24 protein-coding genes are annotated in these 21,739 nt (G+C 36.8%); 15 read left to right on the top strand and 9 right to left on the bottom strand.

What is annotated here, in order from left to right:
• Positions 1-107: 107 nt before the first annotated feature.
• Complete coding sequence (locus DZ858_RS03350; protein ID WP_117158125.1) at positions 108-1,256, top strand: serine hydrolase domain-containing protein; 1,149 nt, start codon at positions 108-110, stop codon at positions 1,254-1,256.
• Between the two features lie 46 nt (positions 1,257-1,302).
• The gene (locus tag DZ858_RS03345; RefSeq protein ID WP_117158124.1) at positions 1,303-2,016 is read left to right on the top strand and encodes a 3'-5' exonuclease; all 714 of its coding nucleotides are present in this window, start codon (positions 1,303-1,305) and stop codon (positions 2,014-2,016) included.
• On the opposite strand, the gene DZ858_RS03340 is transcribed toward DZ858_RS03345, so the two are convergent.
• From DZ858_RS03340 to DZ858_RS03325, 4 genes are all read right to left on the bottom strand, one after another.
• Positions 2,013-2,555 (bottom strand): CopD family protein, encoded by a 543-nt coding sequence (locus DZ858_RS03340; protein WP_117158123.1) that lies wholly within the window; start codon positions 2,553-2,555, stop codon positions 2,013-2,015. The genes DZ858_RS03345 and DZ858_RS03340 overlap by 4 nt on opposite strands.
• A gap of 45 nt (positions 2,556-2,600) precedes the next feature.
• The gene (locus DZ858_RS03335; protein ID WP_117158122.1) at positions 2,601-3,947 is read right to left on the bottom strand and encodes an MATE family efflux transporter; all 1,347 of its coding nucleotides are present in this window, start codon (positions 3,945-3,947) and stop codon (positions 2,601-2,603) included.
• Positions 3,948-3,966: 19 nt separating this feature from the next.
• Positions 3,967-5,007 (bottom strand): ferrochelatase, encoded by a 1,041-nt coding sequence (gene hemH / locus DZ858_RS03330; RefSeq protein WP_117158121.1) that lies wholly within the window; start codon positions 5,005-5,007, stop codon positions 3,967-3,969.
• Positions 5,008-5,096: 89 nt separating this feature from the next.
• Positions 5,097-5,987 (bottom strand): AraC family transcriptional regulator, encoded by an 891-nt coding sequence (locus tag DZ858_RS03325; protein WP_117158120.1) that lies wholly within the window; start codon positions 5,985-5,987, stop codon positions 5,097-5,099.
• 189 nt (positions 5,988-6,176) lie between these two features.
• On the opposite strand from DZ858_RS03325, the gene hemA reads away from it, so the two are divergent.
• The 13 genes from hemA (at position 6,177) to DZ858_RS03260 (ending at position 17,866) form a co-directional block, all read left to right on the top strand.
• Complete coding sequence (hemA, locus tag DZ858_RS03320; RefSeq protein ID WP_117158119.1) at positions 6,177-7,448, top strand: glutamyl-tRNA reductase; 1,272 nt, start codon at positions 6,177-6,179, stop codon at positions 7,446-7,448.
• On the top strand, positions 7,441-8,355 hold the full coding sequence (hemC, locus tag DZ858_RS03315; protein ID WP_117158118.1) for a hydroxymethylbilane synthase: 915 nt from the start codon (positions 7,441-7,443) through the stop codon (positions 8,353-8,355). Before hemA ends, hemC begins: the two co-directional genes overlap by 8 nt.
• Positions 8,356-8,362: 7 nt before the next feature.
• A complete protein-coding gene (locus tag DZ858_RS03310) occupies positions 8,363-9,025 on the top strand; it encodes a uroporphyrinogen-III synthase (RefSeq protein ID WP_117158117.1) in 663 nt (220 codons plus the stop codon).
• Positions 9,018-10,049: a uroporphyrinogen decarboxylase gene (gene hemE, locus DZ858_RS03305; protein ID WP_117158116.1), complete on the top strand. Its 1,032-nt coding sequence runs from the start codon at positions 9,018-9,020 to the stop codon at positions 10,047-10,049. The genes DZ858_RS03310 and hemE overlap by 8 nt, the downstream gene beginning before the upstream one ends.
• Complete coding sequence (locus tag DZ858_RS03300) at positions 10,046-10,540, top strand: DUF6973 domain-containing protein (protein ID WP_117158115.1); 495 nt, start codon at positions 10,046-10,048, stop codon at positions 10,538-10,540. Before hemE ends, DZ858_RS03300 begins: the two co-directional genes overlap by 4 nt.
• An 8-nt stretch (positions 10,541-10,548) precedes the next feature.
• Positions 10,549-11,319 carry an EI24 domain-containing protein gene (locus DZ858_RS03295; RefSeq protein ID WP_117158114.1) on the top strand — a complete coding sequence of 257 codons (771 nt, stop codon included), beginning with the start codon at positions 10,549-10,551 and terminating at the stop codon, positions 11,317-11,319.
• 2 nt (positions 11,320-11,321) lie between these two features.
• Positions 11,322-11,858, top strand: a complete 537-nt coding sequence (locus DZ858_RS03290; RefSeq protein ID WP_117158113.1) for a GNAT family N-acetyltransferase — start codon at positions 11,322-11,324, stop codon at positions 11,856-11,858.
• 1 nt (position 11,859) lies between these two features.
• A complete protein-coding gene (hemF, locus tag DZ858_RS03285; RefSeq protein WP_117158112.1) occupies positions 11,860-12,762 on the top strand; it encodes an oxygen-dependent coproporphyrinogen oxidase in 903 nt (300 codons plus the stop codon).
• Between the two features lie 184 nt (positions 12,763-12,946).
• A complete protein-coding gene (gene dut, locus DZ858_RS03280; protein ID WP_117158111.1) occupies positions 12,947-13,381 on the top strand; it encodes a dUTP diphosphatase in 435 nt (144 codons plus the stop codon).
• Positions 13,382-13,424: 43 nt separating this feature from the next.
• On the top strand, positions 13,425-14,441 hold the full coding sequence (locus tag DZ858_RS03275) for a sugar phosphate nucleotidyltransferase (RefSeq protein ID WP_117158110.1): 1,017 nt from the start codon (positions 13,425-13,427) through the stop codon (positions 14,439-14,441).
• Between the two features lie 27 nt (positions 14,442-14,468).
• The gene (locus DZ858_RS03270) at positions 14,469-15,851 is read left to right on the top strand and encodes a tetratricopeptide repeat protein (RefSeq protein ID WP_117158109.1); all 1,383 of its coding nucleotides are present in this window, start codon (positions 14,469-14,471) and stop codon (positions 15,849-15,851) included.
• 3 nt (positions 15,852-15,854) lie between these two features.
• A complete protein-coding gene (locus DZ858_RS03265) occupies positions 15,855-16,631 on the top strand; it encodes a DUF4292 domain-containing protein (protein WP_117158108.1) in 777 nt (258 codons plus the stop codon).
• Positions 16,631-17,866 (top strand): murein hydrolase activator EnvC family protein, encoded by a 1,236-nt coding sequence (locus DZ858_RS03260; RefSeq protein WP_117158107.1) that lies wholly within the window; start codon positions 16,631-16,633, stop codon positions 17,864-17,866. The genes DZ858_RS03265 and DZ858_RS03260 overlap by 1 nt, the downstream gene beginning before the upstream one ends.
• Before the next feature lies 1 nt (position 17,867).
• Here the strand turns inward: DZ858_RS03260 and DZ858_RS03255 are convergent, their stop codons facing one another.
• The 5 genes from DZ858_RS03255 to DZ858_RS03235 all read right to left on the bottom strand — a co-directional run bounded on the left by DZ858_RS03255 (position 17,868) and on the right by DZ858_RS03235 (position 21,675).
• A complete protein-coding gene (locus tag DZ858_RS03255) occupies positions 17,868-18,281 on the bottom strand; it encodes a DUF6691 family protein (protein ID WP_117158106.1) in 414 nt (137 codons plus the stop codon).
• A 4-nt stretch (positions 18,282-18,285) separates the two neighbouring features.
• Positions 18,286-18,843, bottom strand: a complete 558-nt coding sequence (locus DZ858_RS03250) for a YeeE/YedE family protein (protein ID WP_117158105.1) — start codon at positions 18,841-18,843, stop codon at positions 18,286-18,288.
• Positions 18,844-18,848: 5 nt separating this feature from the next.
• Positions 18,849-20,192: an MBL fold metallo-hydrolase gene (locus tag DZ858_RS03245; RefSeq protein ID WP_117158104.1), complete on the bottom strand. Its 1,344-nt coding sequence runs from the start codon at positions 20,190-20,192 to the stop codon at positions 18,849-18,851.
• 88 nt (positions 20,193-20,280) lie between these two features.
• Entirely contained in the window at positions 20,281-20,868 is a 588-nt protein-coding gene (locus tag DZ858_RS03240; RefSeq protein ID WP_117158103.1) for a methyltransferase domain-containing protein, read from the bottom strand.
• A gap of 6 nt (positions 20,869-20,874) precedes the next feature.
• Positions 20,875-21,675 (bottom strand): sulfite exporter TauE/SafE family protein, encoded by an 801-nt coding sequence (locus tag DZ858_RS03235; protein ID WP_117158102.1) that lies wholly within the window; start codon positions 21,673-21,675, stop codon positions 20,875-20,877.
• Between the last annotated feature and the right edge of the window lie 64 nt (positions 21,676-21,739).

The following is a 21,739-nucleotide window of genomic DNA, read 5'->3' as shown; positions in this document are numbered from 1 at the left end:
TAATTGATTACCTTCTGAGCTGTTTCTAACATAAAAAATAGTACACCTAAACATTTTCAAACTACTTCTATCTTTTCTTTTATATTTGAGAATATAATCTACTTTCAATGAAAAAATTTCTTGCTTGGTTTTTCGGTATTATAGCAATAATTGTATTGGTTTTATACCTAACCGATTATAACTACATTTTAAAAGGAATCCGTGTGGTTTATCTTACTGGGCATACAACAGCCTTTATAGACGACTTTAAGTATTTTGAAAGTGAAACTATCTCAGCGAGTAGCAACCCACAGCCTTGGCCTAAAACTTCAGATTATAACACCATATCAGCGACCGAAACACTTACCAAAACAAATAAAGAGTTCGGTACCGTTGCGTTCCTTATCATAAAAAGCGACAGTATTTGGTATGAAAAGTATGCAGAAGGATATAGTGATTCTTCACAAACCAATTCATTTTCCATGGCAAAGAGCGTGGTTTCTGCTTTATTAGGAAAAGCAATTGACGATGGCTATATAAAAAGTTTAGATCAATCCGTTGGAGACTTTTATTCTGAATTTAAAGGAACAAATTTAACTGTTGGTGATTTATCATCCATGGCTTCAGGATTAAATTGGGACGAGTCTTACAAAAATCCCTTTGGAATTACCGCCCGTGCCTATTACGATGATAATCTGGCCGAAACCATTCTCAATTTAAAAGTGGTAGAAACGCCCGGTAAAGAATATAAATACTTGAGTGGAAATACAGAATTATTGGCAATGGTAATTCAGAAGGCTATTCAATCTACCAGTATGGATTTATCTACATATCTACAAGAAAGCTTTTGGCAACCCTTGGGTGCAGAAAATCCAGCTTTATGGCAAATAGATGATGAAAATCATCGCTTGGTGAAAGCATACTGTTGCATAGGCAGTAATGCCCGTGATTTTGCCCGTTTTGGTAAGCTCTACAAAGACTTCGGAAAGTGGAGCGGGAAACAACTATTGGACTCTACTTTTGTGGCTAAATCCATAAGACCTCGATTTAAAGAAAGTACAGAATATGGTTATGGATTTTGGCTCAATAAACACGAAGGCAAAGATGTATTTGCCATGCGAGGAATTTTAGGGCAATATGTGATTGTTATTCCTGAAGATAATGTGATAATTGTGCGTTTAGGGCATCACCGTGGTAAAAAAGGTGATGATTCTTTTAGCAACGATTATTATACGTATATGGAAGAGGCCTATAAAATGCTAAATGCTGGTTCGTAATTTTTTCGTAGCTTTAAGTTCTCCCCGATTGTAAAATTTCAGAAGTATGCTTACACGAATAAACCTAGAACACGTATTGTTTCTAGATATAGAAACTGTACCGCAATACCCAGATTATAATGATTTGGACGAAACTGCAAAAGTATTGTGGGAACAAAAAACAAAGTACCAACGGAAAGAGGAATATACTCCAGAGGAATTTTATGATCGTGCTGGTATTTGGGCCGAGTTTGGAAAAATTGTATGTATTTCGGTAGGCTATTTTAAAATGAAAGGTGACGTTCGAAACTTTCGGGTGACTAGCTTTCACGGAGAAGAAGCTACATTACTTAAGGAGTTTAAAACGCTCCTACAAACTCACTTTAATAAACCGCAACATGTACTCTGTGCGCACAACGGAAAGGAGTTTGATTTTCCTTACATCGCCCGACGGATGATTATCCACGGAATAAGCTTGCCTTTTAAACTGAACCTCTTCGGAAAAAAGCCTTGGGAAGTTCCTCATTTAGACACGTTAGAATTATGGAAGTTTGGTGACTATAAAACCTTCACTTCTTTAAAGTTAATGGCGCACGTTTTAGGTATTCCCTCCCCAAAAGACGATATCGATGGTAGCGATGTGCGTGATGTGTATTACGAAGAAAATGATATAGACCGCATTATTATCTACTGCGAAAAAGACACTATTACTGTGGCTCAAATATTTTTAAAACTTCGGAATGAGCTGCTTTTGGAAGAGGATGAGGTGTTGTCGGTTTAAGAGTTCCGGTTTTCCCGCAACCGTTTATAAAATTTATAACCCAACATCAACAAAACCGAAAAGGCGATAAGACCTAAGACACCATAAATCCAATTTACAGCATTGCGCAACATTACTAAAAAGATGATGGCAAAGAGGATAATGGTAGCTCCCTCATTAAACAAACGCATAAAATTGGAAGAGTGTTTTACAATTCCTTTTTGCAGTTGTTTATAAATTTGGTGGCATTTTAAATGGTATAAGATTAATAAAAACACAAAACCGAGCTTTACTTGCATCCATGCATCGGTTAAGTAAAAAGTACGTAACGAAATAAGCCAAATAGCAAATCCAATAGCCAATATCGCCGAAGGCCAAGTTATGATAGTCCACAACCTTTTAGCCATAATGCTAAGTTGCTTTCCTAGAATTTCCTTTTCAGGAGAAGGCTTTTCAGTGGCTTCAGTTTGATATACAAAAAGCCGGACGATGTAGAACAAGCCCGCAAACCAGGTAATTACAAATATTAAGTGTAGCGCTTTTATATAGTTGTATTCCATTTTTCAAAGGTACTAATTTAGAGACTTCAAATATCTTTATTAAAGTTACTCAATCAATGTTTTCCTAATTTCCTTATTCAGAAAATATCCAGTTACAATAGTTGACAACACATCGGCAATGGGGAAAGAGATCCAGACACCCAGTTCACCAAAAAAGTTGGGTAAAATCAATATCAACGGAATAAAGAAAAACCCTTGCCTAGTAAGTGTGAGTAATAAAGCAGGCGTGGCTTTCCCGATCGCTTGAAAATAAGCCGAACCTATTAATTGAATAGCAATTATGGGTATGGCTAAAAACACCCAGCGCATCGCAGAAGGCGTTTCAGCTAAAATCACTTGATCGGTTGTAAATACGGAAACGATAGCTTCGGGAAACACCATAATCAGAATAAAAATCACCAAAGCTAGTAACCCAGCATACTTTATCGCTTTATTAATACTTTCTCGAACTCTAGGAAATTTATAAGCGCCATAATTATATCCGGCAATCGGTAAAAAGCCTTGCGTAACTCCTAACACAGGGAACAACGCAAACATGAGCATACGACCAATAATGCCATACATAGTCACTGAAGCCTCTCCTCCTATATTAAAGAGTATATTATTCATTAGTAAATACGTAATACTCACAACCGCTTGTCGTGCCAAGGTTACGAAACCTAGAGCGCTTATTTCTTTTAAAATAACTTTATTGAGTCCAAAATGCGAAAAGCTTATGCGAAGTTCAGATTGGTCACTTAAAAAGAACCATAAAATAAATAGAAAAGAACAGACGTAAGAAGCAGTTGAAGCCCAGGCTGCACCTGCCATTCCCATATCAAAGATATATATTAAAATATAATCTAATAGCAGATTACCTACAGATGGAATAATCATGGCAATCATAGCTATTTTTGGCTTTCCCTCGGCTCGTAGCACATTATTTCCCATCATGGAGAGTCCTAAAATTGGGACACCATAAAGTACTATTTGATAATAAACCTTTGCAGGTTCAAAAATATCTCCTTTACCCCCAAAAGCTGGAATGAGCTCATCTACAAAATAGAGCCCTAATGCAGCCATTGATATAGTTACTAAAAGGGTAAGAGTAATTTGGTTACCAAAGGTTTTAAGAGCTCTTTCTCTATTATTAGCGCCTAGAGCCCTAGAAATTATTGAAGAGCCTCCAATACCGATTGACATGCCTAAAGCGGCAATAAAAAATGAAACAGGCAACACAACATTTATAGCTGCAATAGCTATGGAGCCAATCCAATTCCCTACAAAAATGGTATCGACAAGAATATTTAATGACATTACCAAAATACCAATAGATGCCGGAACCGATTGTTTAATAAGTAACTTACTAATGGGCTCTGTACCTAGACTGGCCGAGCGGTTTTGTAACGCCATTAAATGATTAAATTAAGTTCTATGCTATTGCTTTATCAACATCTATAATTCGCCATTCATCAATCCAATCTGCCAATAATTGAGCAAAGTCATCCCGATCATTCAAACAAGGGACTGTTGTAAATTCTTTTCCGCCTGTTTCATGAAATATTTCTTCACCTTCCATCGCGATTTCTTCTAATGTTTCTAAACAATCACTTACAAAAGCTGGTGTTACAACTGCCATTTTTTTAATACCAGCTTTTCCCATTCGTTCAATGGTTCTGTCTGTGTAAGGCTGTAACCAAGGGTCAAAACCTAATCGAGATTGAAAGGAAACCGAATAACTATTTTCGGTTAAGCCCAGTTTTTCTGCAACCAATCGTGTGGTTTCATAACATTGATGACGGTAACAATATTGATGTGCTTTTGAAGAAGTAACGCAACATGAGCCATCTATTTTACAATGGCTGTTAGTAATATCACTCTTTCTAATGTGTCTTTCTGGTACGCCGTGGTAACTAAACAGTAAGTGTTCGTAATCCAACCCTTTAATATGTTCCTGAATGCTATTAGAGAGTACTTCAATATATTCTGGCTTGTTGTAAAATGCAGGTAAAGATGCCGTTTTTAGCTGCGGAAAAAATTCGTTGCAAAGTTCTTCTACCTTTACATTTATCGTTTCGGTGGTTGCCATAGCAAATTGTGGATATAACGGAACCACTAAAACTTCATCCACATTTTGATCAACTAGTTCTTGCAATCCTTTTTTTAGCGTCATACTTCCATAGCGCATGGCTAAAGATACAGGGAGTGTTACTTTGTCTTGCACTTTTTTCTGAAGCCTTTCAGAAAGAACAATCAATGGAGAACCTTCTTCCCACCAAATTTTTTGGTAGGCTTCGGCAGATTTTTTTGGTCTAGTATTTAAAATGATACCTCGAACAATTAATATTCTTGCCCATCGCGGTACGTCAATTACACGTGGGTCCATTAAAAATTCATCCAAATACTTTTTAACATCTTTAGGTTTGGTTGTATCTGGCGAACCAAGATTTACAAGGAGGACTCCCTTTTTCATATTGAATATTTCTGTTGCAAAATTACTTGTATTAAAGTGAATTGTCAAACACCTGAAACATATAAAAACTATGAAGTTATTTACGTTTCTTATGCTGAAAGACTCATCAAATATTTTTTAGGTGTGGTACCATACTTTTTCTTAAAAGCAGAAATAAAATGGCTGGCAGCACTGTAGCCTACTTTTAGACCTACTTCATTTACATTATGAGAACCGGTCGCTAATAATTGTCGCGCTACTTCCATTTTATAATCAAAGAGGAAACTAAAGACTGAGTCACCATAAATTTGTTTAAAACCTTCTTTTAATTTATTGATAGGTAAATTGATTTGGTCAGCTAATTCCTGTAAAGTAGGCGGTTCTGCCATATTTGTGATAATAATCTGTTTGGCTCTTTTTATTTTGGTTACGTTATCTTCATCAGCTAAAAAAGGACATTGCTCCACATCCAAATCGGCTGGTCTGTTAAAATAAAGGCTTAGTAACTCATAGACTTTCCCTTTAAAATAAAGTGGTTTTACAGAAGGATGTAAATTATAATTCATTAATTGATTTAAAACAATAGCCATTGATGGCGATATACCCGCATCTTTGTAATATTTCCTGTCTTTATTTTCGGCACTTAAAAAAGTGATATAGTTTGCTTCATTTGAAAATAACGCATGGAATTTTTCAATAGGAAGTAACACCGAAATTACCCAAGAATGGGCTGGAACCTTTATATGTAATGGTAAATCTCGTTGTGGGTTGTATAGTAATAGTGAATTTTCCTCACTAAGTGGTAATGTGTAATTCCCTTCATTAAAAAGAAAGCTAGCGGACCCTTTAATGCAAAAGTGAAACTGAATAAAGTTGGACCCTGTCTCTCGTTTAAAAGTCTGGTTATCATTGGTTTCATTGTCAAATTTTAAAATATAAAACCCTTCAGAAATAAGTGTTTCATCATAAAAACTTTCAGCGACATTTTTTTCAGAAATCATAACTAAATTTTTAATCTTTATTTAGAATTGTTCTAAACAGTATAGCAAAATTACTGCTCGAACAATGCGAAATTAGGGCATTTATATGACAAATGTCATATTTTAATAGAAATTAACACCCTCCGATATAATTGATACCGCAAGCGTTATTTTTTGATTGTTATTGCCCTTACATTTGCGCCGTTAGGTATGAAAAGAATTAACAATACACCTTTATCAACTTCTGAAGGGAATTTTTATGCTATTGGTCTTAATTATAAAAAGGCCGATGCTGAAATCCGTGGTCATTTTAGTATCAACGAGACAGCGCAAGCAAACATTCTAAAGCAGGCAAAACAAGATGGGATTCCATCATTAACGGTAATATCTACATGTAATCGTACCGAGTTATATGGTTTTGCGCAACATCCTTTTCAGCTTATTAAATTATTGTGCGAACATACACATGGTACTGTTGAAGAGTTTGAAAAAGTAGCTTACATTCACAAAAACAGTGAGGCGGTTTCACACTTATTTAATGTTGGTACTGGGTTAGATAGCCAGATTTTAGGTGATTTTGAGATTATAAGTCAATTACGCAGTGGCTTTCGCCGTTCAAAAAAACACGGATTACTTAATGCGTATATGGAGCGGTTGATCAATGCCGTGATTCAAGCCAGTAAACGTATTAAAAATGAAACCGAAATATCAACAGGTGCTACGTCGGTGAGTTTTGCTGCCGTTCAATATATAATGGCACACGTTCCTTATGTTTCAGAAAAAAACATTTTACTCTTCGGAACAGGAAAAATTGGTAGAAATACCTGTGAAAACTTAATTAAGCACACCAAGAATGAGCATATTACGCTCATTAACCGAACCAAGGAACGTGCTGAAAAAATTGCTGGTAAGTTCAATCTTATTGTTAAAGATTACGCCGATATACAAAGCGAATTAGCGCAAACCGATGTATTGGTAGTTGCTACCGGGGCACAGCAGCCTACTATCTCAAAAGAGTTGTTGTTCTTAAAAAAACCGCTACTAATTTTAGATCTTTCCATTCCGCGTAATGTTTCAGAAGACGTAAAAGAAAACGAGTTGGTTACATTAGTACATTTAGACGAATTATCTTCCGTTACCAACCAAACCTTACAACATCGAGCCGAGCAGATACCTGTTGCAAAAGAAATAATATACGAGATTGAATCTGAATTTAATATCTGGGTGCGTAATCGTCACTTTATTCCTACGGTAATAGCTTTAAAAACAAAGCTTTCTGAAATTAAAGCAGGTGAAATTGATTATCACCGTAAAAAACTCAATGATTTTAATGAAGAGCAAGCTGAAATTATCAGCGACCGAATCATTCAAAAAATAACAACCCAAGTTGTAAACCACCTGAAACAAGCAAATGGTTCGACAGAAGAACACTTACAGATGCTGGAAACCATGTTTCAGTTAGAAGAAAGTGAACGTGAATAAAACCATCCGAATCGGTACGCGCGACAGTGAATTAGCACTATGGCAAGCAAAAACCGTACAAGCCCAACTTGAAAAAATAGGATATAAAACAGAATTGGTCCCTGTAAAATCTACAGGCGATTTGGTATTAGACCAACCCTTATATGAAATGGGAATCACGGGTATTTTTACCAAAACCCTAGATGTTGCTATGCTGAACGGAACGGTAGATATTGCTGTACACAGCATGAAAGATGTGCCTACCCATTTACCAAAAGGGATTGTACAAACCGCTGTTTTACCAAGGGCAACATCAACGGATATTTTGGTAACAAAAGGCGACTTCGATCCCGAACAACCCAGCACCATTGCAACTGGTAGCCTACGCCGAAAAGCTCAATGGCTTAACCGCTACCCCAACCACACAGTCGTCAATTTACGCGGAAATGTAAACACCCGGTTACAAAAGCTCCAAGATAACGATTGGCAGGGTGCCATTTTTGCAAAAGCAGGCTTGGAACGTATAAACGTATTGCCTGATAATTTTGAATCCTTAGATTGGATGATACCCGCTCCCGCCCAAGGCGCCATGGTGATTGTAGCTTTAGAAAAGGACGCGTTTAGTAGAGAAGCGACTTCAAAATTAAACAATACAGAAGCCGATATTTGCACGTATATTGAACGTTCTTTTCTACAGAAATTAGAAGGTGGATGTACCGCACCTATTGGGGCATTGGCCACTTGTATCGACGACACAATCCAATTTAAAGGAGTGTTATTTTCTTTAGATGGTCAAACAAAGTTAGAAGTTGCCAAACAATGTTCAAAAAGTGATTACAAAACTTTAGGCACTAACTGCGCTGAAGAAATTTTAAATACTGGCGGAAAGGAATTGATGAAAGTGATTAAGTCTGAAATGGAAAAATAGATGCTGCATGAAATCACTTCTCTCCACTAAAAAACTAACTCTTAATCAAAAAGAGCTGCTTCTAAACTCAGGTTTAACCTTTGTAGAATACAATGCCATTTCTATTGAATTTGTGGCCTTTGAAACTCCAAAACGTATTGAAAATTCAATTTTCACGAGTAAAAATGCTGTAAAAGCTGTTTTTTTAAATAAAAAGACAACTCCTGAAATTAAAAATTGCTTTTGTGTGGGTGAAAAAACAAAAGCGCTTTTGGAAGAAAATGGTCAAAAGGTGATGAAAATGACGCATTATGGTTCAGAATTGGCTGATTATTTGACTAAAAACCATAAAAAAGACACGTTTCACTTTTTCTGCGGAAATAAACGATTAGATACCATTCCTGATGCACTAAAAGAAGCAAACATTGTATTTTCTGAAATAGAAACCTACAAAACAAACTTAAACCCAACGAAATTCGACCGTCAATTTGATGGTATTTTGTTTTTCAGTCCAAGTGCGGTGCAAAGTTTTGTTTCAGAAAATAAACTAAAAAACTCAATTGCTTTCTGTATTGGTACAACCACAGCGGCAGAAGCAAAAAAACATACCGAAAATGTGGTGATTTCTAATTCAACTTCGGTTGAAAGCGTCATTGCCAAAGCAGTTAAAACATTAAAAAATTATGATTAAAAACGATTTATTTCTTCGTGCTTTAAAAGGCGAAACAGTAGAACGACCACCCGTTTGGATGATGCGTCAAGCAGGACGCTACCTTCCTGAATTTATGGAGATAAAAGCCAAGTATGATTTTTTTACACGCTGTCAAACCCCAGAGCTTGCCAGTGAAATTACCGTACAACCCATCCGTAGATACGGAATGGATGCCGCTATTTTGTTTTGCGATATTTTGGTCATTCCGCAAGCGATGAATATTGAGGTAGAGATGAAACCCGGCGTTGGGCCGTGGCTTCCAAACCCGATTCGTAGCGAAAAAGATTTAGACAACGTCATTGTTCCCGATATTCATGACACGTTAGGGTACGTGATGGACGCCATTAAAATGACCAAGGAAAAGTTGGATAACGAAATTCCATTAATCGGTTTTGCCGGAAGTCCTTGGACCCTTTTATGTTATTGTGTGCAAGGTCAAGGATCGAAAAACTTTGATAAAGCAAAAGAATTTTGTTTCACGCAACCCGTTGCGGCTCACACTTTACTGCAAAGAATAACCGATACGACCATCGCTTATTTAAAGGAAAAAGTAAAAGCAGGAGTCGATGCAGTGCAGATTTTTGATAGCTGGGGCGGTATGTTATCGCCTACCGATTATCAAGAATTTAGTTGGAAGTATATCCAGCAGATTATCGATGCTTTAAAGGACGAAGCACCTGTTATTGCCTTCGGAAAAGGCTGTTGGTTTGCTTTGGATACGATGGCGGCGAGTGGCGCATCTGCTTTAGGCGTTGATTGGACGTGTGACCCACAAACAGCTAGAAAATTGACCGGAGGAAATATTACGTTACAAGGGAACTTTGATCCTACGCGATTGTTTAGTCCACCATCTGAAATTAAAAAGATGGTCACGCAAATGATAAATGACTTCGGAAAAGATAAATACATTGTAAACTTAGGCCACGGTATTTTACCTAATATTCCAATTGAAAACGCTGGGGCTTTTATTGAAGCGGTTAAAGAGTATAAAGCCGATTCATGAATGTTCTAAAACGCATCCGTCAGCTTAGCATAAAACAGTTGTGGCATTTATCGGTGGTGTTTATTAAACAACCTTTTTTAGTCTTTCCAACGTTGAAAGCGACTAAAAAAACCATGAGAATTAGTGGTGATTTGTATGGAAAGGCACACCATAAAAATGGCCCTTCCAATGCATTTCGGCATGCGATGTGGAATGTGTTGATTGCAAAAGCGGCGTTTAGTAAATTTCAGAATGTTGACAAAAGCATCGAATGGGCAGAAAAAGTGACTGATTTACACGAAAAATTAGCGCCAAACAGCCCCTTAGAAACCGCGATGGATTTACACAATAATCAGATGGGTCGCCAATTTTTTGAGGAAGTTTTAGATGTTTCAGAAGAAGAAATGATCAGTTTTCTTCAAAAAAAGGCAGAAAATGCTCAAAAAGTGGTAAAAACAAGCGAAATTGAAATTTTAAAAAAAGAATTAGTTTTTATTAAAAAACCTTTATAGAACAAACCATGCTTAAAAATATCTTAAGCGGCATACAAGCTTATTTTAAAACTTTTCAACTAATTTCAAAACTGAAGCTATGGAAATATTTTGGTATACCTATTTTAATAAGTTTGTTAACGGCTACAGCCATTGGCTTTTTAGCATGGGGATTAAGCGATAATATTGGCGCGTTTATTTCAAAAATTTGGTTTTGGGAATGGGGTGCAGGAACGTTCAGAACCATTAGCGATGTATTGGGAGCTTTCGTTATTGTCGCCATTGGCCTTATTCTCTACAAACACATCATTATGGCGTTAAGTGCGCCTTTTATGAGTCCTGTTTCAGAAAAAATTGAACAACATCTTTTAGGAATTACTCATACCCACAGAAACACTACAAATACAGCGCAACTCTGGAGAGGCATACGGATCAACGTCCGTAATTTACTGTTGGAGCTGCTCTTTACTATTCCTATTTTACTACTCAGTTTAATTCCAATTGTAAATATTTTCACTTCGGTTTTACTGTTTTTGGTACAATCGTATTACGCTGGCTTCGGAAATATGGATTATACACTAGAACGACATTTTACCTATAGGGAAAGCATTTCATTTGTAAAAAGAAACAAAGGCACTGCCCTTGGTAATGGAATTATTTTTATGGCAATGCTTCTAATCCCGGTTATCGGCATTATTTTGGTTTTACCGCTATCGGTTACGGCTGCAAGTAGTGAAACGGTGAAACTTATAAAAGAAAATGAGGAGATTCAAAATACCGAAACACTTCAGAACAAATAATTATGGGAGTTTCTGAAACCACATATCTTTCCTTTTTAACTAAAAAAGACGCTAGGTCTCTTTCCAGTTTAATGGTTTCAAACAAAGAACGTTTTCAGCGGTATTTTCCTAAAACGCTGGCACAAAATTTATCTGTTTTAGATTCTGAAACCTATATTAAAAATAAAGCTAAAGAACGTACTGATAAAACTGAATTTACCTTTGCTATAAAAGAGACTACTTCACAATTAGTTGCCGGTTTAGTTATCTTAAAAGATATAGATTGGAATAACAAAGAAGGAGAACTAGCCTATTGTATCGGAAGTAATTTTGAAGGCAAAGGCCTTATGAAAAAAGCAATTAGTGAAGTTTCAAAAATTGCTTTTTCTAAATTACAGTTTTCAACATTAAAAATTATAGTACATAAAACAAATACAGCAAGTATCCGCGTTGCCGAAAAAACAGGTTTTATCTGGAAAAAAACATTGCTACAAGAGTATACGCCACCAGGTGAATCGCCTATGGATATGGAATTATATGAATTAGAAAGAAATAATTAATATGAAAGAAAAATTCGTAACCTACATAAAAAACCTACAAGATACCATCACTTCAAAATTAGAAGCAATCGATGGCAAAGCTACTTTTAAAGAAGACCCATGGGTTCGAAAAGAGGGCGGCGGCGGTCGTACGCGAGTAATCGAAAACGGAGCCGTTTTTGAAAAAGGCGGTGTCAATATCAGTGAAGTGCACGGTGAGTTGCCCGAAAGTATGCAAAACTATTTTGGCGTAAAAGACGCCAACTTCTTTGCCTGCGGTTTGAGTTTGGTATTACACCCAAAAAATCCTTTTGTGCCTACCGTTCATGCCAATTGGCGCTATTTTGAAATGTACGACCAAGAAGGAAACATTGTTGATCAATGGTTTGGCGGCGGGCAAGATCTTACTCCTTATTATTTGTTTAAAGAAGATGCCAGACATTTTCATCAAGTTAGTAAAACAGCTTGCGATAAACACAATCCCAAATTTCACCCTAAATACAAAGCCCGTTGTGATGAATATTTTTACAACGCACATCGTGGCGAAGGCAGGGGAATTGGTGGCTTGTTTTTCGATTACTTAAAGAAGAATGAAACGATGAGCATGGAAGACTGGTATAACTTTGTTACCGAAGTGGGCGATAGTTTTCTAGAAGCCTACGTGCCTATTGTTGAAAAGAGAAAAAACATAGCGTACACCCAAGAAAATAAAGATTGGCAAGAAATAAGACGCGGTCGTTATGTTGAGTTCAATTTGGTGCACGACAAAGGCACGTTATTCGGCCTAAAAACCAATGGCCGTATTGAAAGCATTTTAATGAGTTTACCGCCTCACGTTCAATGGCGATATGATCATAATCCAGAGCCTGGTAGCGAAGAAGGAAAACTGGTTGAGTGTTTAAAAAACCCAAAAGAATGGGTTTAATTAACGTTCTGTGTGTTTCAATTGTTATACTTTTCTGAATAAACGCAATACTTTGTTCATTTTTAGGTTCAGCTTAGTACTTTTGCTGGGTATTTCGTAATTTGACCCTTCGACTCAAAAAGCGAATGGCTCAAGAAACATATCGATTTATATTTCAGAATTATACATATTAAGCAATCAAAATATGAAAGTCAAAATAATCAACAAATCTGAACACCCAATTCCTTCTTATGAAACCATTGCCTCAGCAGGAATGGATCTTCGGGCTAATGTTTCAGAACCTTCAACCATAAAACCGTTACAGCGTGCTATCGTTAAAACCGGCTTATTTATTGAGCTTCCCATTGGTTTTGAAGCACAAGTACGACCACGAAGCGGATTGGCTGCAAAAAAAGGAATTACTGTTCTAAACAGCCCCGGAACAATCGATGCAGACTATCGAGGCGAAATTGGCGTTATCCTTGTGAATCTTTCCAATGAAGATTTTACCATTGAAAACGGCGAGCGTATTGCACAATTGGTTATCGCAAAACATGAACGCGCTGTTTGGGAAGAAGTAGAAACGCTAGAAGAAACATCCCGAGGGACTGGTGGATTTGGTAGCACCGGAACTAAATAATAAAATAACTATAAACCTAAACCTCCCCACAAACAAAAAAATCATGAAAATAATTGTACCAATGGCCGGACGTGGTTCGCGCCTTCGTCCACATACGTTAACCATACCTAAACCGTTAATTCCGGTGGCGGGAAAACCAATTGTACACCGGTTAGTGACCGAGATTACCGAAATTTTAGATGAAAAAGTAGATGAAATCGCTTTTATACTAGGCGATCCTGCATTTTTTGGGGATGATGTCGTTGAAAGTTTAGAAGAGTTAGCAAACAGTTTAGGGGCAAAACCTACTATTTATCGTCAGTTAGAGCCTAAAGGAACCGGTCACGCTATTATGTGTGCTGAACCATCATTGCAAGGTCCAGCGGTTATTGCGTATGCTGATACATTAATTAAAGCCGATTTCAACTTAGACAAAGAAGCCGATAGCGTTATTTGGACAAAAAAAGTGGAAAATCCAGAAGCGTACGGGGTGGTAAACCTGAATGATAAAGAAGAAATTACCGAATTGGTTGAAAAACCAACCGAATTTGTAAGCGATCAAGCTGTAATTGGTATTTATTATTTTAAAGATGTTGCTATTTTAAAGCAAGAACTTCAGTATGTACTAGATAATAACATTATTCATGGCGGCGAATACCAAATAAACGACGGTATTAAACGCATGATGGCGGATGGAAAAATATTTAAAACCGGAACGGTTGACGAATGGATGGACTGCGGTAATAAAGAAGTAACCGTTGCTACCAACAAGAAAATGTTAGGTTTTATTGCTGAAACCAGCGAAAAGCTTATAGCAGATAATCATACCATCGAAAATTCAGAAATTATAGAACCGTGTTTTATCGGGGAAGGGGTTGTGCTTAAAAATAGTAAAGTGGGGCCGTATGCGTCGATTGGCAAAGGCACAATAATTGAGGATAGTACCGTTAAAAATAGTATAATTCAAACGCATTCGGTCGTTAAAAATGCTACTTTGGACAATGCGATGATTGGTAATCACGCCACGTTTGACGGTAAGTTTACCAACGTTAGTATAGGGGATTATTCAACTTTAAAATAAGTCAATTAAGGCTGATTCAATTATAATTTGAAACTTAAGTTTTTATATATCTTTTTAGTTTTTTTCGGAATCATTGTAATTCCGAAGCAAGTTGCTGCGCAAGAAACTGAACCTGTTGCAGAACAGCCTACGGACGATTTAGGGAATGTTACCGATGCTTTTCAGGAAAACTTTTTTGAAGCCTTAAAGCAAAAAGGGATCGAAAATTATGAATTAGCATTAGATGCGCTTCGGAAAGCTGAAAAAGCAGCGGAAAATGATCCGAAATTAGAAGCTGTCGTTGCATTTGAAAAAGCTAAAAACTTGACTGAATTAAAGCAGTTTGAAGAAGCCGAAGTAAGTTTTAAAAAAGTGTTGAAAACCGAGCCCAAGCGGTTGGACGTGTTAGAGTCGTTGTACGATTTATATTATCAAAAAAACGATTATGATGCTGCCATTCCGTTGGTGAAGCAGCTTACTGAGTTTGATGAAGATTACAAAGAAGATTTAGCTAACTTATATTCACGAACCCGTCAATTTGATAAGGCCATTGAGGTACTAGATGACTTGGATGAAACCTTAGGTGAAAGTGACTATCGAGATGCCCTTCGCGCTCAAATTTATCGGGAAACCGGTGATACAGAAGGTCAAATTGAAAATCTTGAAACCCGTATTAGTAAAAACCCAAAAAAAGAGCAAGAATACTTAGGTTTAATTTATTTGTACAGCGAAGAAGGTAATACCGAAAAAGCCTTTGCCACTGCGAAAGAACTATTAAAAAATCAGCCAAATTCCAAACAGGTTCACTTGGCTTTGTATAAATTCTATTTAGAAGAAAACAACACTGAGGAAGCTTTCAAATCAATGAAAATTGTATTTTCTGCTAATGAAATAGAAAAGGAAAGTAAATACAAGGTGTTAAGCGATTTTATAGGTTTTGTTGAAAAAAACCCGCAATACGAAACCGATTTGGATAAAGTGGTAGAAAATTTCAGCGAAGCAAATACTGGTAAAATTTATGAACAACTAGGCGGTTATTATAATTCAAAAGGTGAAAAGGAAACCGCTTTAAAGTTTTATAAGAAAGGAATTGAAGGCGATTCGGATAATTTTAGCTTATTAAAAAGCACGTTATTGCTTCAAATTGATTTACAAAAATATGATGCAGCTCAACAGTTAAGTGCTGATGCCTTGGCAATATTTCCTGCGCAACCGCTGTTGTATTTAATCAATGGCGTGGCTCAAAATAATCTTAAAAAACCAGACGGAGCTATTGAAAGTCTTAACAGCGGTTTGGATTATTTATTTGACAACCCAACGATGGAGCAGGATTTTTACAAACAATTACAACAAGCTTATACATTAAAAGGGGAAGCCAAAAAGGCCGCTGAGTATGCTGAAAAAGCTTCACAAATAAAGTTGACAAACTAATACATGAACTACACAAAATATATTTTTATAGTCTTGGCTATCGTGCTTTCATCTTGTGGTGCGGCCAAGAAAGTAAAAGGCTCTAAAACTGCTAAAGAAAATCTTTCTGTAAAAAATATCATTGCTTCACACGAAGCAGCATCACCCAGTTTTAAGACGATGGCTGCCCGTATTCAAGTTACCTATGAAGACGACGATACCCAACAAAGCGTGACGGTTAGTTTACGTATGGAAAAAGATAAAACTATTTGGGTAAAAGTATCGTTATTGGGTATAACACTAGTAAAAGCAAACATTACTCCAGACCGTGTTCAGTATTACGAAACTATTGGCGGCACCTATTTTAACGGGGATTATGCCTTGTTAAGCGATTGGTTGGGTACCGAAATTAATTTTGATAAAGCACAAGCGATTTTACTAGGACAGTCTATTTTTAATATCAACAAGGCAGATTATAAATCTACGGTGCTTCAAAATAAATACAAATTGCAGCCCAATGTACAGCCACAAAATTTTATTCACTCGCTTTTTTTAAACCCTGAAAATTTCAAAATAAGTTCTGAAAGCCTTTCGCAACCAAATGATGAACGGCTATTGAGCGTTCGGTATACCGACTATCAAAAAGTGGGAACCGATTTTTATCCTTCAGAAATAAAAATAAACACAACTGAAAAAGACAGTAAAACAAATATTGACGTTATTTATAAAAAAATAGACCTGGATGTAAATATTGGTTTTCCATTTAGTATTCCTGAAGGGTATGACGAAATTAAACTATAATGCGTAATAACTATATTACATATTTTCTTTTTGGATGTTTCTTATTACTAGCGACAACGCTTTCTGCTCAATCTGAAAAGCAAAAAGAACTAGAAGAACAACGACAGGCGATTCTTCAAGAAATTAAGCAAATTAACTCCCTTTTATTCAAGACCCGGAAGGAAGAAAAATCGGTGTTAACTCAGGTGGAAGATTTGGATCAACGTATTAGTGCTACTGAAAATTTAATCCGCATTACCAATAGACAAGCCAATTTATTAACGCGCGAAATTAACGACAATCTTACCAAAATAGATAACTTGAGAACAGAACTGAAAGAGCTGAAAGAAGACTATGCAGCGATGATTAATAAATCGTACAAAAGCAAGTCACAACAAAGCCGGGTGATGTTTCTACTGTCTTCGGAAAGTTTTTTGCAGGCTTACAAACGCTTGCAGTATATGAAACAATATGCCAAGCATCGCAAAGAACAAGGGGAAAGCATTAAAGAAAAAACGGCAGAGTTGCAGCAATTGAACAAAGATCTTATCACTCAAAAAAGTAAAAAAGAGGAGTTGATTGCCCAAAACCGAAAAACCAAAAACGAACTCGCTAAAGAAAAGAAAGATCAACAAGCACTCGTAGCGTCGCTTAAAAAAGACGAAGGTAAGTTTGCTCGTCAAATACGGGAAAAGCAACGCAAAGCTGATGAAATTGACCGACAGATAGACAAACTGATTCGTGAAGCCATTGCAAAATCTAATAAAGCTTCAGGAAATAAGGTAGAAAGCACGCGAGAATCTACTTTTGCCTTAAATGCTGAAGCAAAAGAATTGGCTGCCAACTTTACTAGCAACAAAGGAAAATTACCGTGGCCCATAACAAAAGGTGGTGTAGTAGTTAAAAAATACGGAAAACACAGACATCCACAATTACCTAATGTAACCACTTTTAATAGTGGTGTGGAAATAGCGACTGAAAAAGGCGCAGAAGCTCGCGCTATTTTTAAAGGTGTGGTATTGGAAATTCAACAGCTAAAAGGGGCAAATAAGGCAATTTATGTGCAGCATGGTAACTACATAACTGTGTATAACAACCTAGCTACCGTTACGGTTAAAAAAGGAGATAAAATAGATACAAAGCAATCTTTAGGAACTATTTTTAGTAATCCTGCTACTGGAAAAACTACTATGAAATTCTTGATTTACCAAAACACCAACCGTATGAATCCAGCCGATTGGATCTATAGAATGTAAATTAGTGCGGAAGTTTATCTTTTAAAACTCCGTATAAAAACGTGCCTAGCAAAGCGCCAAAAATCACTACCAAAATAGAAAGGTAACCCGATCCCACCAAAACGTACATCGGTCCTGGACAAGCACCCGCTAACGCCCAACCCAAGCCGAAAATAATTCCGCCAATGGCATATCTGGCAAAACTTTTATTTTTAGGGGTTAACTGTATTTGTTGATTGCCAACTGCTTTAAAATTCTTCTTCTTTATAATTTGAATCCCGATAATCCCTAACGCCAAAGCTGAACCAATAATACCATACATGTGAAAGGATCCAAACTGGAACATTTCGTAAATACGAAACCACGAAGCTGCTTCAGATTTATACATTACAATTCCGAAGAAAATACCAATACTTAAATAAACTGTCTGTTTCATATTCTTAAAATATTAATGGAAATAAAGCGTGAATCATAACCAATCCCCCGATAAAAAATCCAATTACGGCTATTAACGAAGGAAGCTGCAAATTGCTTAATCCTGAAATAGCATGACCGGATGTGCATCCGCCAGCATAACGGGCGCCAAAACCAACTAGCAACCCTCCAACTAATAAAACCAATAACACAAATGGGTTTGACAGTTGGTCTGTAGCAAATAACTCCGGTGGCATATACGCTTCGTTAGCACTTGTAATTCCATAATCTATGGAAAGCTGTTCGGCAACATTAGGATTGATTTCAACTGTGTTATTAGACATAAATTGAGAGGCAATAAATCCGCCAATTACTGCGCCTAAAACAACCAATAAATTCCAACGTTCTTTTTTCCAGTCAAATTTGAAGAAATCCGCTGCTTTTCCAGCTCCTCCTACGGCACACATGGTTCGTAAGTTTGAAGACATACCAAACTGCTTTCCTGCAAAAAGCAGTAAAAACATAATTAAAGCAATTAAAGGACCTGCCACGTACCACGGCCAAGGTTCATATATTAAATTCATAGAATTTAGTTTTGAAATTGAGTTACCGCATCACTTAAATCGAAAACGGGGGTGTTTTTTAGTTCGGTTTCCAGAATACTGCTTCCGGCAGCACTTCGGTAGCCTCCAGCGCAATGAACCATGATGGGTTTTTCGGTTGGGATTTCAGAAACATGTTCCCGTAATTGATGCAAGGGAATAGCAAGAGCCTCTTCAAAAAATTTCCTCTCGTTTACTTCGCTTTCGTTACGAATATCAACAATAGTGAATGCATCGGGATTTTTCTTAAATTCTGAAAGATTAAACGCTGGGGATTGATTTATTTTCTTTTCACCTAAAGTCAATACCGCTTTAACTTGCTTCTCATAGCCTATTTTTGCAATTCTATTCAGTAATGAATTTGCTTTTTCTACTGAATCCACCACGACATAAAATTCTTCTTCTGGTTTAACGATAGATCCTAACCACGTTTCAAATTTAGAAGTTTCTGAAGTTGCCATAATATTGATACTTTCAGGCAAGTGATTCTTCTTAAAAACTGCTTCATCGCGGGAATCGACTACTAAAATATCATCTTTCTTTTCTGAAACAGCAAGTTGCAAAGGAATTCGACCGATACTTTCCGAAAGATTTTCAGCACCTTCTTTATTAATGGCAACATTGTACCCAAAATAATGCGGAATAAACGGTTGCGAATTCAATAAATGATTGATAAACTGTTCTTCTGTTTGATTTTTAAATGCCCAATTACCGATACGTTCGTTTCCTAATGTGCTTGAAGAAGCGTCAGCGCTCATTCCTTTTCCGCAGAGTGAACCAGCACCATGCGCTGGATAAACAAGTGCTGAATCGGGAAGGTCTTTAAACTTAGTTTGTATGGTGTTATACATCATTTTTGCCAGCTCTTCCCGTTTGGCTTTTAAATGACCTGCTTTCTCCCGTAAATCGGGACGGCCTACATCACCTACAAACAGTGTGTCTCCGGTAAATAATGCTGTGTTTTCTCCCTCTGTGGCTTGTATGGTAATACTATCTGGGGAATGCCCAGGGGTGTTAATGGCAGTAAAGGTTATGTAACCCATTTTTATGGTATTGCCATCATCAAAGGACGTATGTGGATAATCTGCTCCTGTTTTTTCACTAGAATAAATAGTAGCACCCGTTTCCTTGTGAACTTGTAGATGAGAACTCACAAAGTCGGCATGTGGATGGGTTTCGAATACTGCAACAATCTCTGCGTTGTTCGCTTGAGCAAAGGTATAGTATTGCATAGGATCACGCTCAGGGTCTACCAATGCCATCTTACCATCACTGATGATAGCATAGGAGTAATGTGAAAGTGGCTTATATTCAAACTGTTTTATTTTCATAACACCTGTTTTAAAATTATATAACAAAGATAGGCAAGTAATAAGATGCTATCAGTAACATTGGTTACCTAGCTAGTAGAAATACAGTTTATTTTTTCTGAAGAATAACAAACAATTCATTTCCCTGCCGCTGCGGGATAGAGTTGTACGCAGTTTCCATAACCTTTATTTCAAAAAAAGGGGCAAACCGTTTTTTATATTCCGTTTTGCTGCCACCAAAGGGCGGCCCGTCTTTGGTTAGGGGGAAATTAAAAAGTAACCCGATCAGTTTTCCTTTTGGCTTCAGCAATTGATGCATTTTTGCAACATATTCGTTACGCAAAGAAGGATCGAGCGCACAAAAAAAGGTCTGCTCTATAATGAGGTCGAATGTTTCTTCTAACTTAAAAAAGTCTTGATGTAGTAATTTTTCAGAAGGAAACGTAGGAACTCTTTTTTTAAAGTTTTGTAAAGCAGTTTCTGAAACATCAACTACATACACTTCGGCAAAACCTTGTTCGTGTAAGTATTCCGCCTCATACGAATTACCTCCTCCTGGAATGAGAATTTTTAGGTTTTTATTATCGGTCAGCTGGTCAAAATAGGTTTTGAGTGGCGTGGAAACATAGCCAATGTCCCACTTGGTGTCCTTATTTTTATAGCGGTTGTCCCAATAGGGTTCATTTAAAGATTCCATTATTATTTATTTAGTGAACTCTTTAAAAACAATATACAACGCCATGGCCAATACAAACCATCCAAAACTCTTTTTCAGTTTTTTACCGTCGATAAACTTATTTAACCAAGTACCTACAAATATTCCAACTACTGAAATGGTTGTGAAAATTAATAGAAAAGTCCAATCTATGTCTAGGTTTTCAACATCGCCAATAAAACCAATTAGCGATTTTATAGCAATGATAAGAAGGGAAGTGGCTACGGCTTTTTTCATGGGTAGTTTTGCCAACAAAACCAACGCCGGAATAATAAGAAAACCACCGCCAGCACCAACAATTCCAGTTAAAAGCCCAACTACAACTCCTTCAATTATTATTAATGGATAGTTATATACAACTGCTGTTTCAGAAGTTATTTTTTTACCGTTTGATTTAATCATCGAAATGGCAGCCACAAACATGATTATTGCAAAAAACACCATAATAGCGATGTTTTTAGTTACTAAAAAACCATTAATTTCAAATAATTGATCAGGTATCGCGGGTACTAAAAATTTTCGAGTGGCATAGACAGCTATAAAAGCGGGAATAGCAAAAACGATAGCTGTTTTAAAGTCTACCAATCCTTTTTGGATATTTCGAATAGCTCCTACTAAAGCCGAAACACCTACGACAAATAAAGAATAAGCTGTTGCAGTAACAGGGTTGATATATAGTAAGTAAACAAGCACGGGAACGGTTAAAATTGAACCTCCGCCACCTATTAAACCTAAAACAATGCCAATTGCTAAAGCGCCAACATATCCTAAAATTTGAGTGATCTCCATTAATCTAAAGTGATTTTAGGCAAATGTAGCCTATTGGCATTAGTGCTAACGTATCTTATGTTAC

This window comes from Marixanthomonas ophiurae, from assembly GCF_003413745.1.
GTDB lineage: Bacteria > Bacteroidota > Bacteroidia > Flavobacteriales > Flavobacteriaceae > Marixanthomonas > Marixanthomonas ophiurae.
This window is presented reverse-complemented; position numbering and strand designations above follow the sequence as displayed.

What these genes read in the sequence shown, in the direction of transcription:
- DZ858_RS03350 (WP_117158125.1), top strand. Translation starts at nt 108, where the DNA reads ATGAAAAAATTTCTTGCTTGGTTTTTCGGTATTATAGCAATAATTGTA.
- DZ858_RS03255 (WP_117158106.1), bottom strand. Translation starts at nt 18,281, where the DNA reads ATGAAACAGACAGTTTATTTAAGTATTGGTATTTTCTTCGGAATTGTA.
- DZ858_RS03290 (WP_117158113.1), top strand. Translation starts at nt 11,322, where the DNA reads ATGGGAGTTTCTGAAACCACATATCTTTCCTTTTTAACTAAAAAAGAC.
- DZ858_RS03275 (WP_117158110.1), top strand. Translation starts at nt 13,425, where the DNA reads ATGAAAATAATTGTACCAATGGCCGGACGTGGTTCGCGCCTTCGTCCA.
- DZ858_RS03325 (WP_117158120.1), bottom strand. Translation starts at nt 5,987, where the DNA reads ATGATTTCTGAAAAAAATGTCGCTGAAAGTTTTTATGATGAAACACTT.
- hemF (WP_117158112.1), top strand. Translation starts at nt 11,860, where the DNA reads ATGAAAGAAAAATTCGTAACCTACATAAAAAACCTACAAGATACCATC.
- hemH (WP_117158121.1), bottom strand. Translation starts at nt 5,007, where the DNA reads ATGAAAAAGGGAGTCCTCCTTGTAAATCTTGGTTCGCCAGATACAACC.
- DZ858_RS03240 (WP_117158103.1), bottom strand. Translation starts at nt 20,868, where the DNA reads ATGGAATCTTTAAATGAACCCTATTGGGACAACCGCTATAAAAATAAG.
- DZ858_RS03260 (WP_117158107.1), top strand. Translation starts at nt 16,631, where the DNA reads ATGCGTAATAACTATATTACATATTTTCTTTTTGGATGTTTCTTATTA.
- dut (WP_117158111.1), top strand. Translation starts at nt 12,947, where the DNA reads ATGAAAGTCAAAATAATCAACAAATCTGAACACCCAATTCCTTCTTAT.
- hemE (WP_117158116.1), top strand. Translation starts at nt 9,018, where the DNA reads ATGATTAAAAACGATTTATTTCTTCGTGCTTTAAAAGGCGAAACAGTA.
- DZ858_RS03250 (WP_117158105.1), bottom strand. Translation starts at nt 18,843, where the DNA reads ATGAATTTAATATATGAACCTTGGCCGTGGTACGTGGCAGGTCCTTTA.
- DZ858_RS03295 (WP_117158114.1), top strand. Translation starts at nt 10,549, where the DNA reads ATGCTTAAAAATATCTTAAGCGGCATACAAGCTTATTTTAAAACTTTT.
- DZ858_RS03300 (WP_117158115.1), top strand. Translation starts at nt 10,046, where the DNA reads ATGAATGTTCTAAAACGCATCCGTCAGCTTAGCATAAAACAGTTGTGG.
- DZ858_RS03310 (WP_117158117.1), top strand. Translation starts at nt 8,363, where the DNA reads ATGAAATCACTTCTCTCCACTAAAAAACTAACTCTTAATCAAAAAGAG.
- DZ858_RS03235 (WP_117158102.1), bottom strand. Translation starts at nt 21,675, where the DNA reads ATGGAGATCACTCAAATTTTAGGATATGTTGGCGCTTTAGCAATTGGC.
- DZ858_RS03345 (WP_117158124.1), top strand. Translation starts at nt 1,303, where the DNA reads ATGCTTACACGAATAAACCTAGAACACGTATTGTTTCTAGATATAGAA.
- hemA (WP_117158119.1), top strand. Translation starts at nt 6,177, where the DNA reads ATGAAAAGAATTAACAATACACCTTTATCAACTTCTGAAGGGAATTTT.
- DZ858_RS03265 (WP_117158108.1), top strand. Translation starts at nt 15,855, where the DNA reads ATGAACTACACAAAATATATTTTTATAGTCTTGGCTATCGTGCTTTCA.
- DZ858_RS03245 (WP_117158104.1), bottom strand. Translation starts at nt 20,192, where the DNA reads ATGAAAATAAAACAGTTTGAATATAAGCCACTTTCACATTACTCCTAT.
- DZ858_RS03335 (WP_117158122.1), bottom strand. Translation starts at nt 3,947, where the DNA reads ATGGCGTTACAAAACCGCTCGGCCAGTCTAGGTACAGAGCCCATTAGT.
- DZ858_RS03340 (WP_117158123.1), bottom strand. Translation starts at nt 2,555, where the DNA reads ATGGAATACAACTATATAAAAGCGCTACACTTAATATTTGTAATTACC.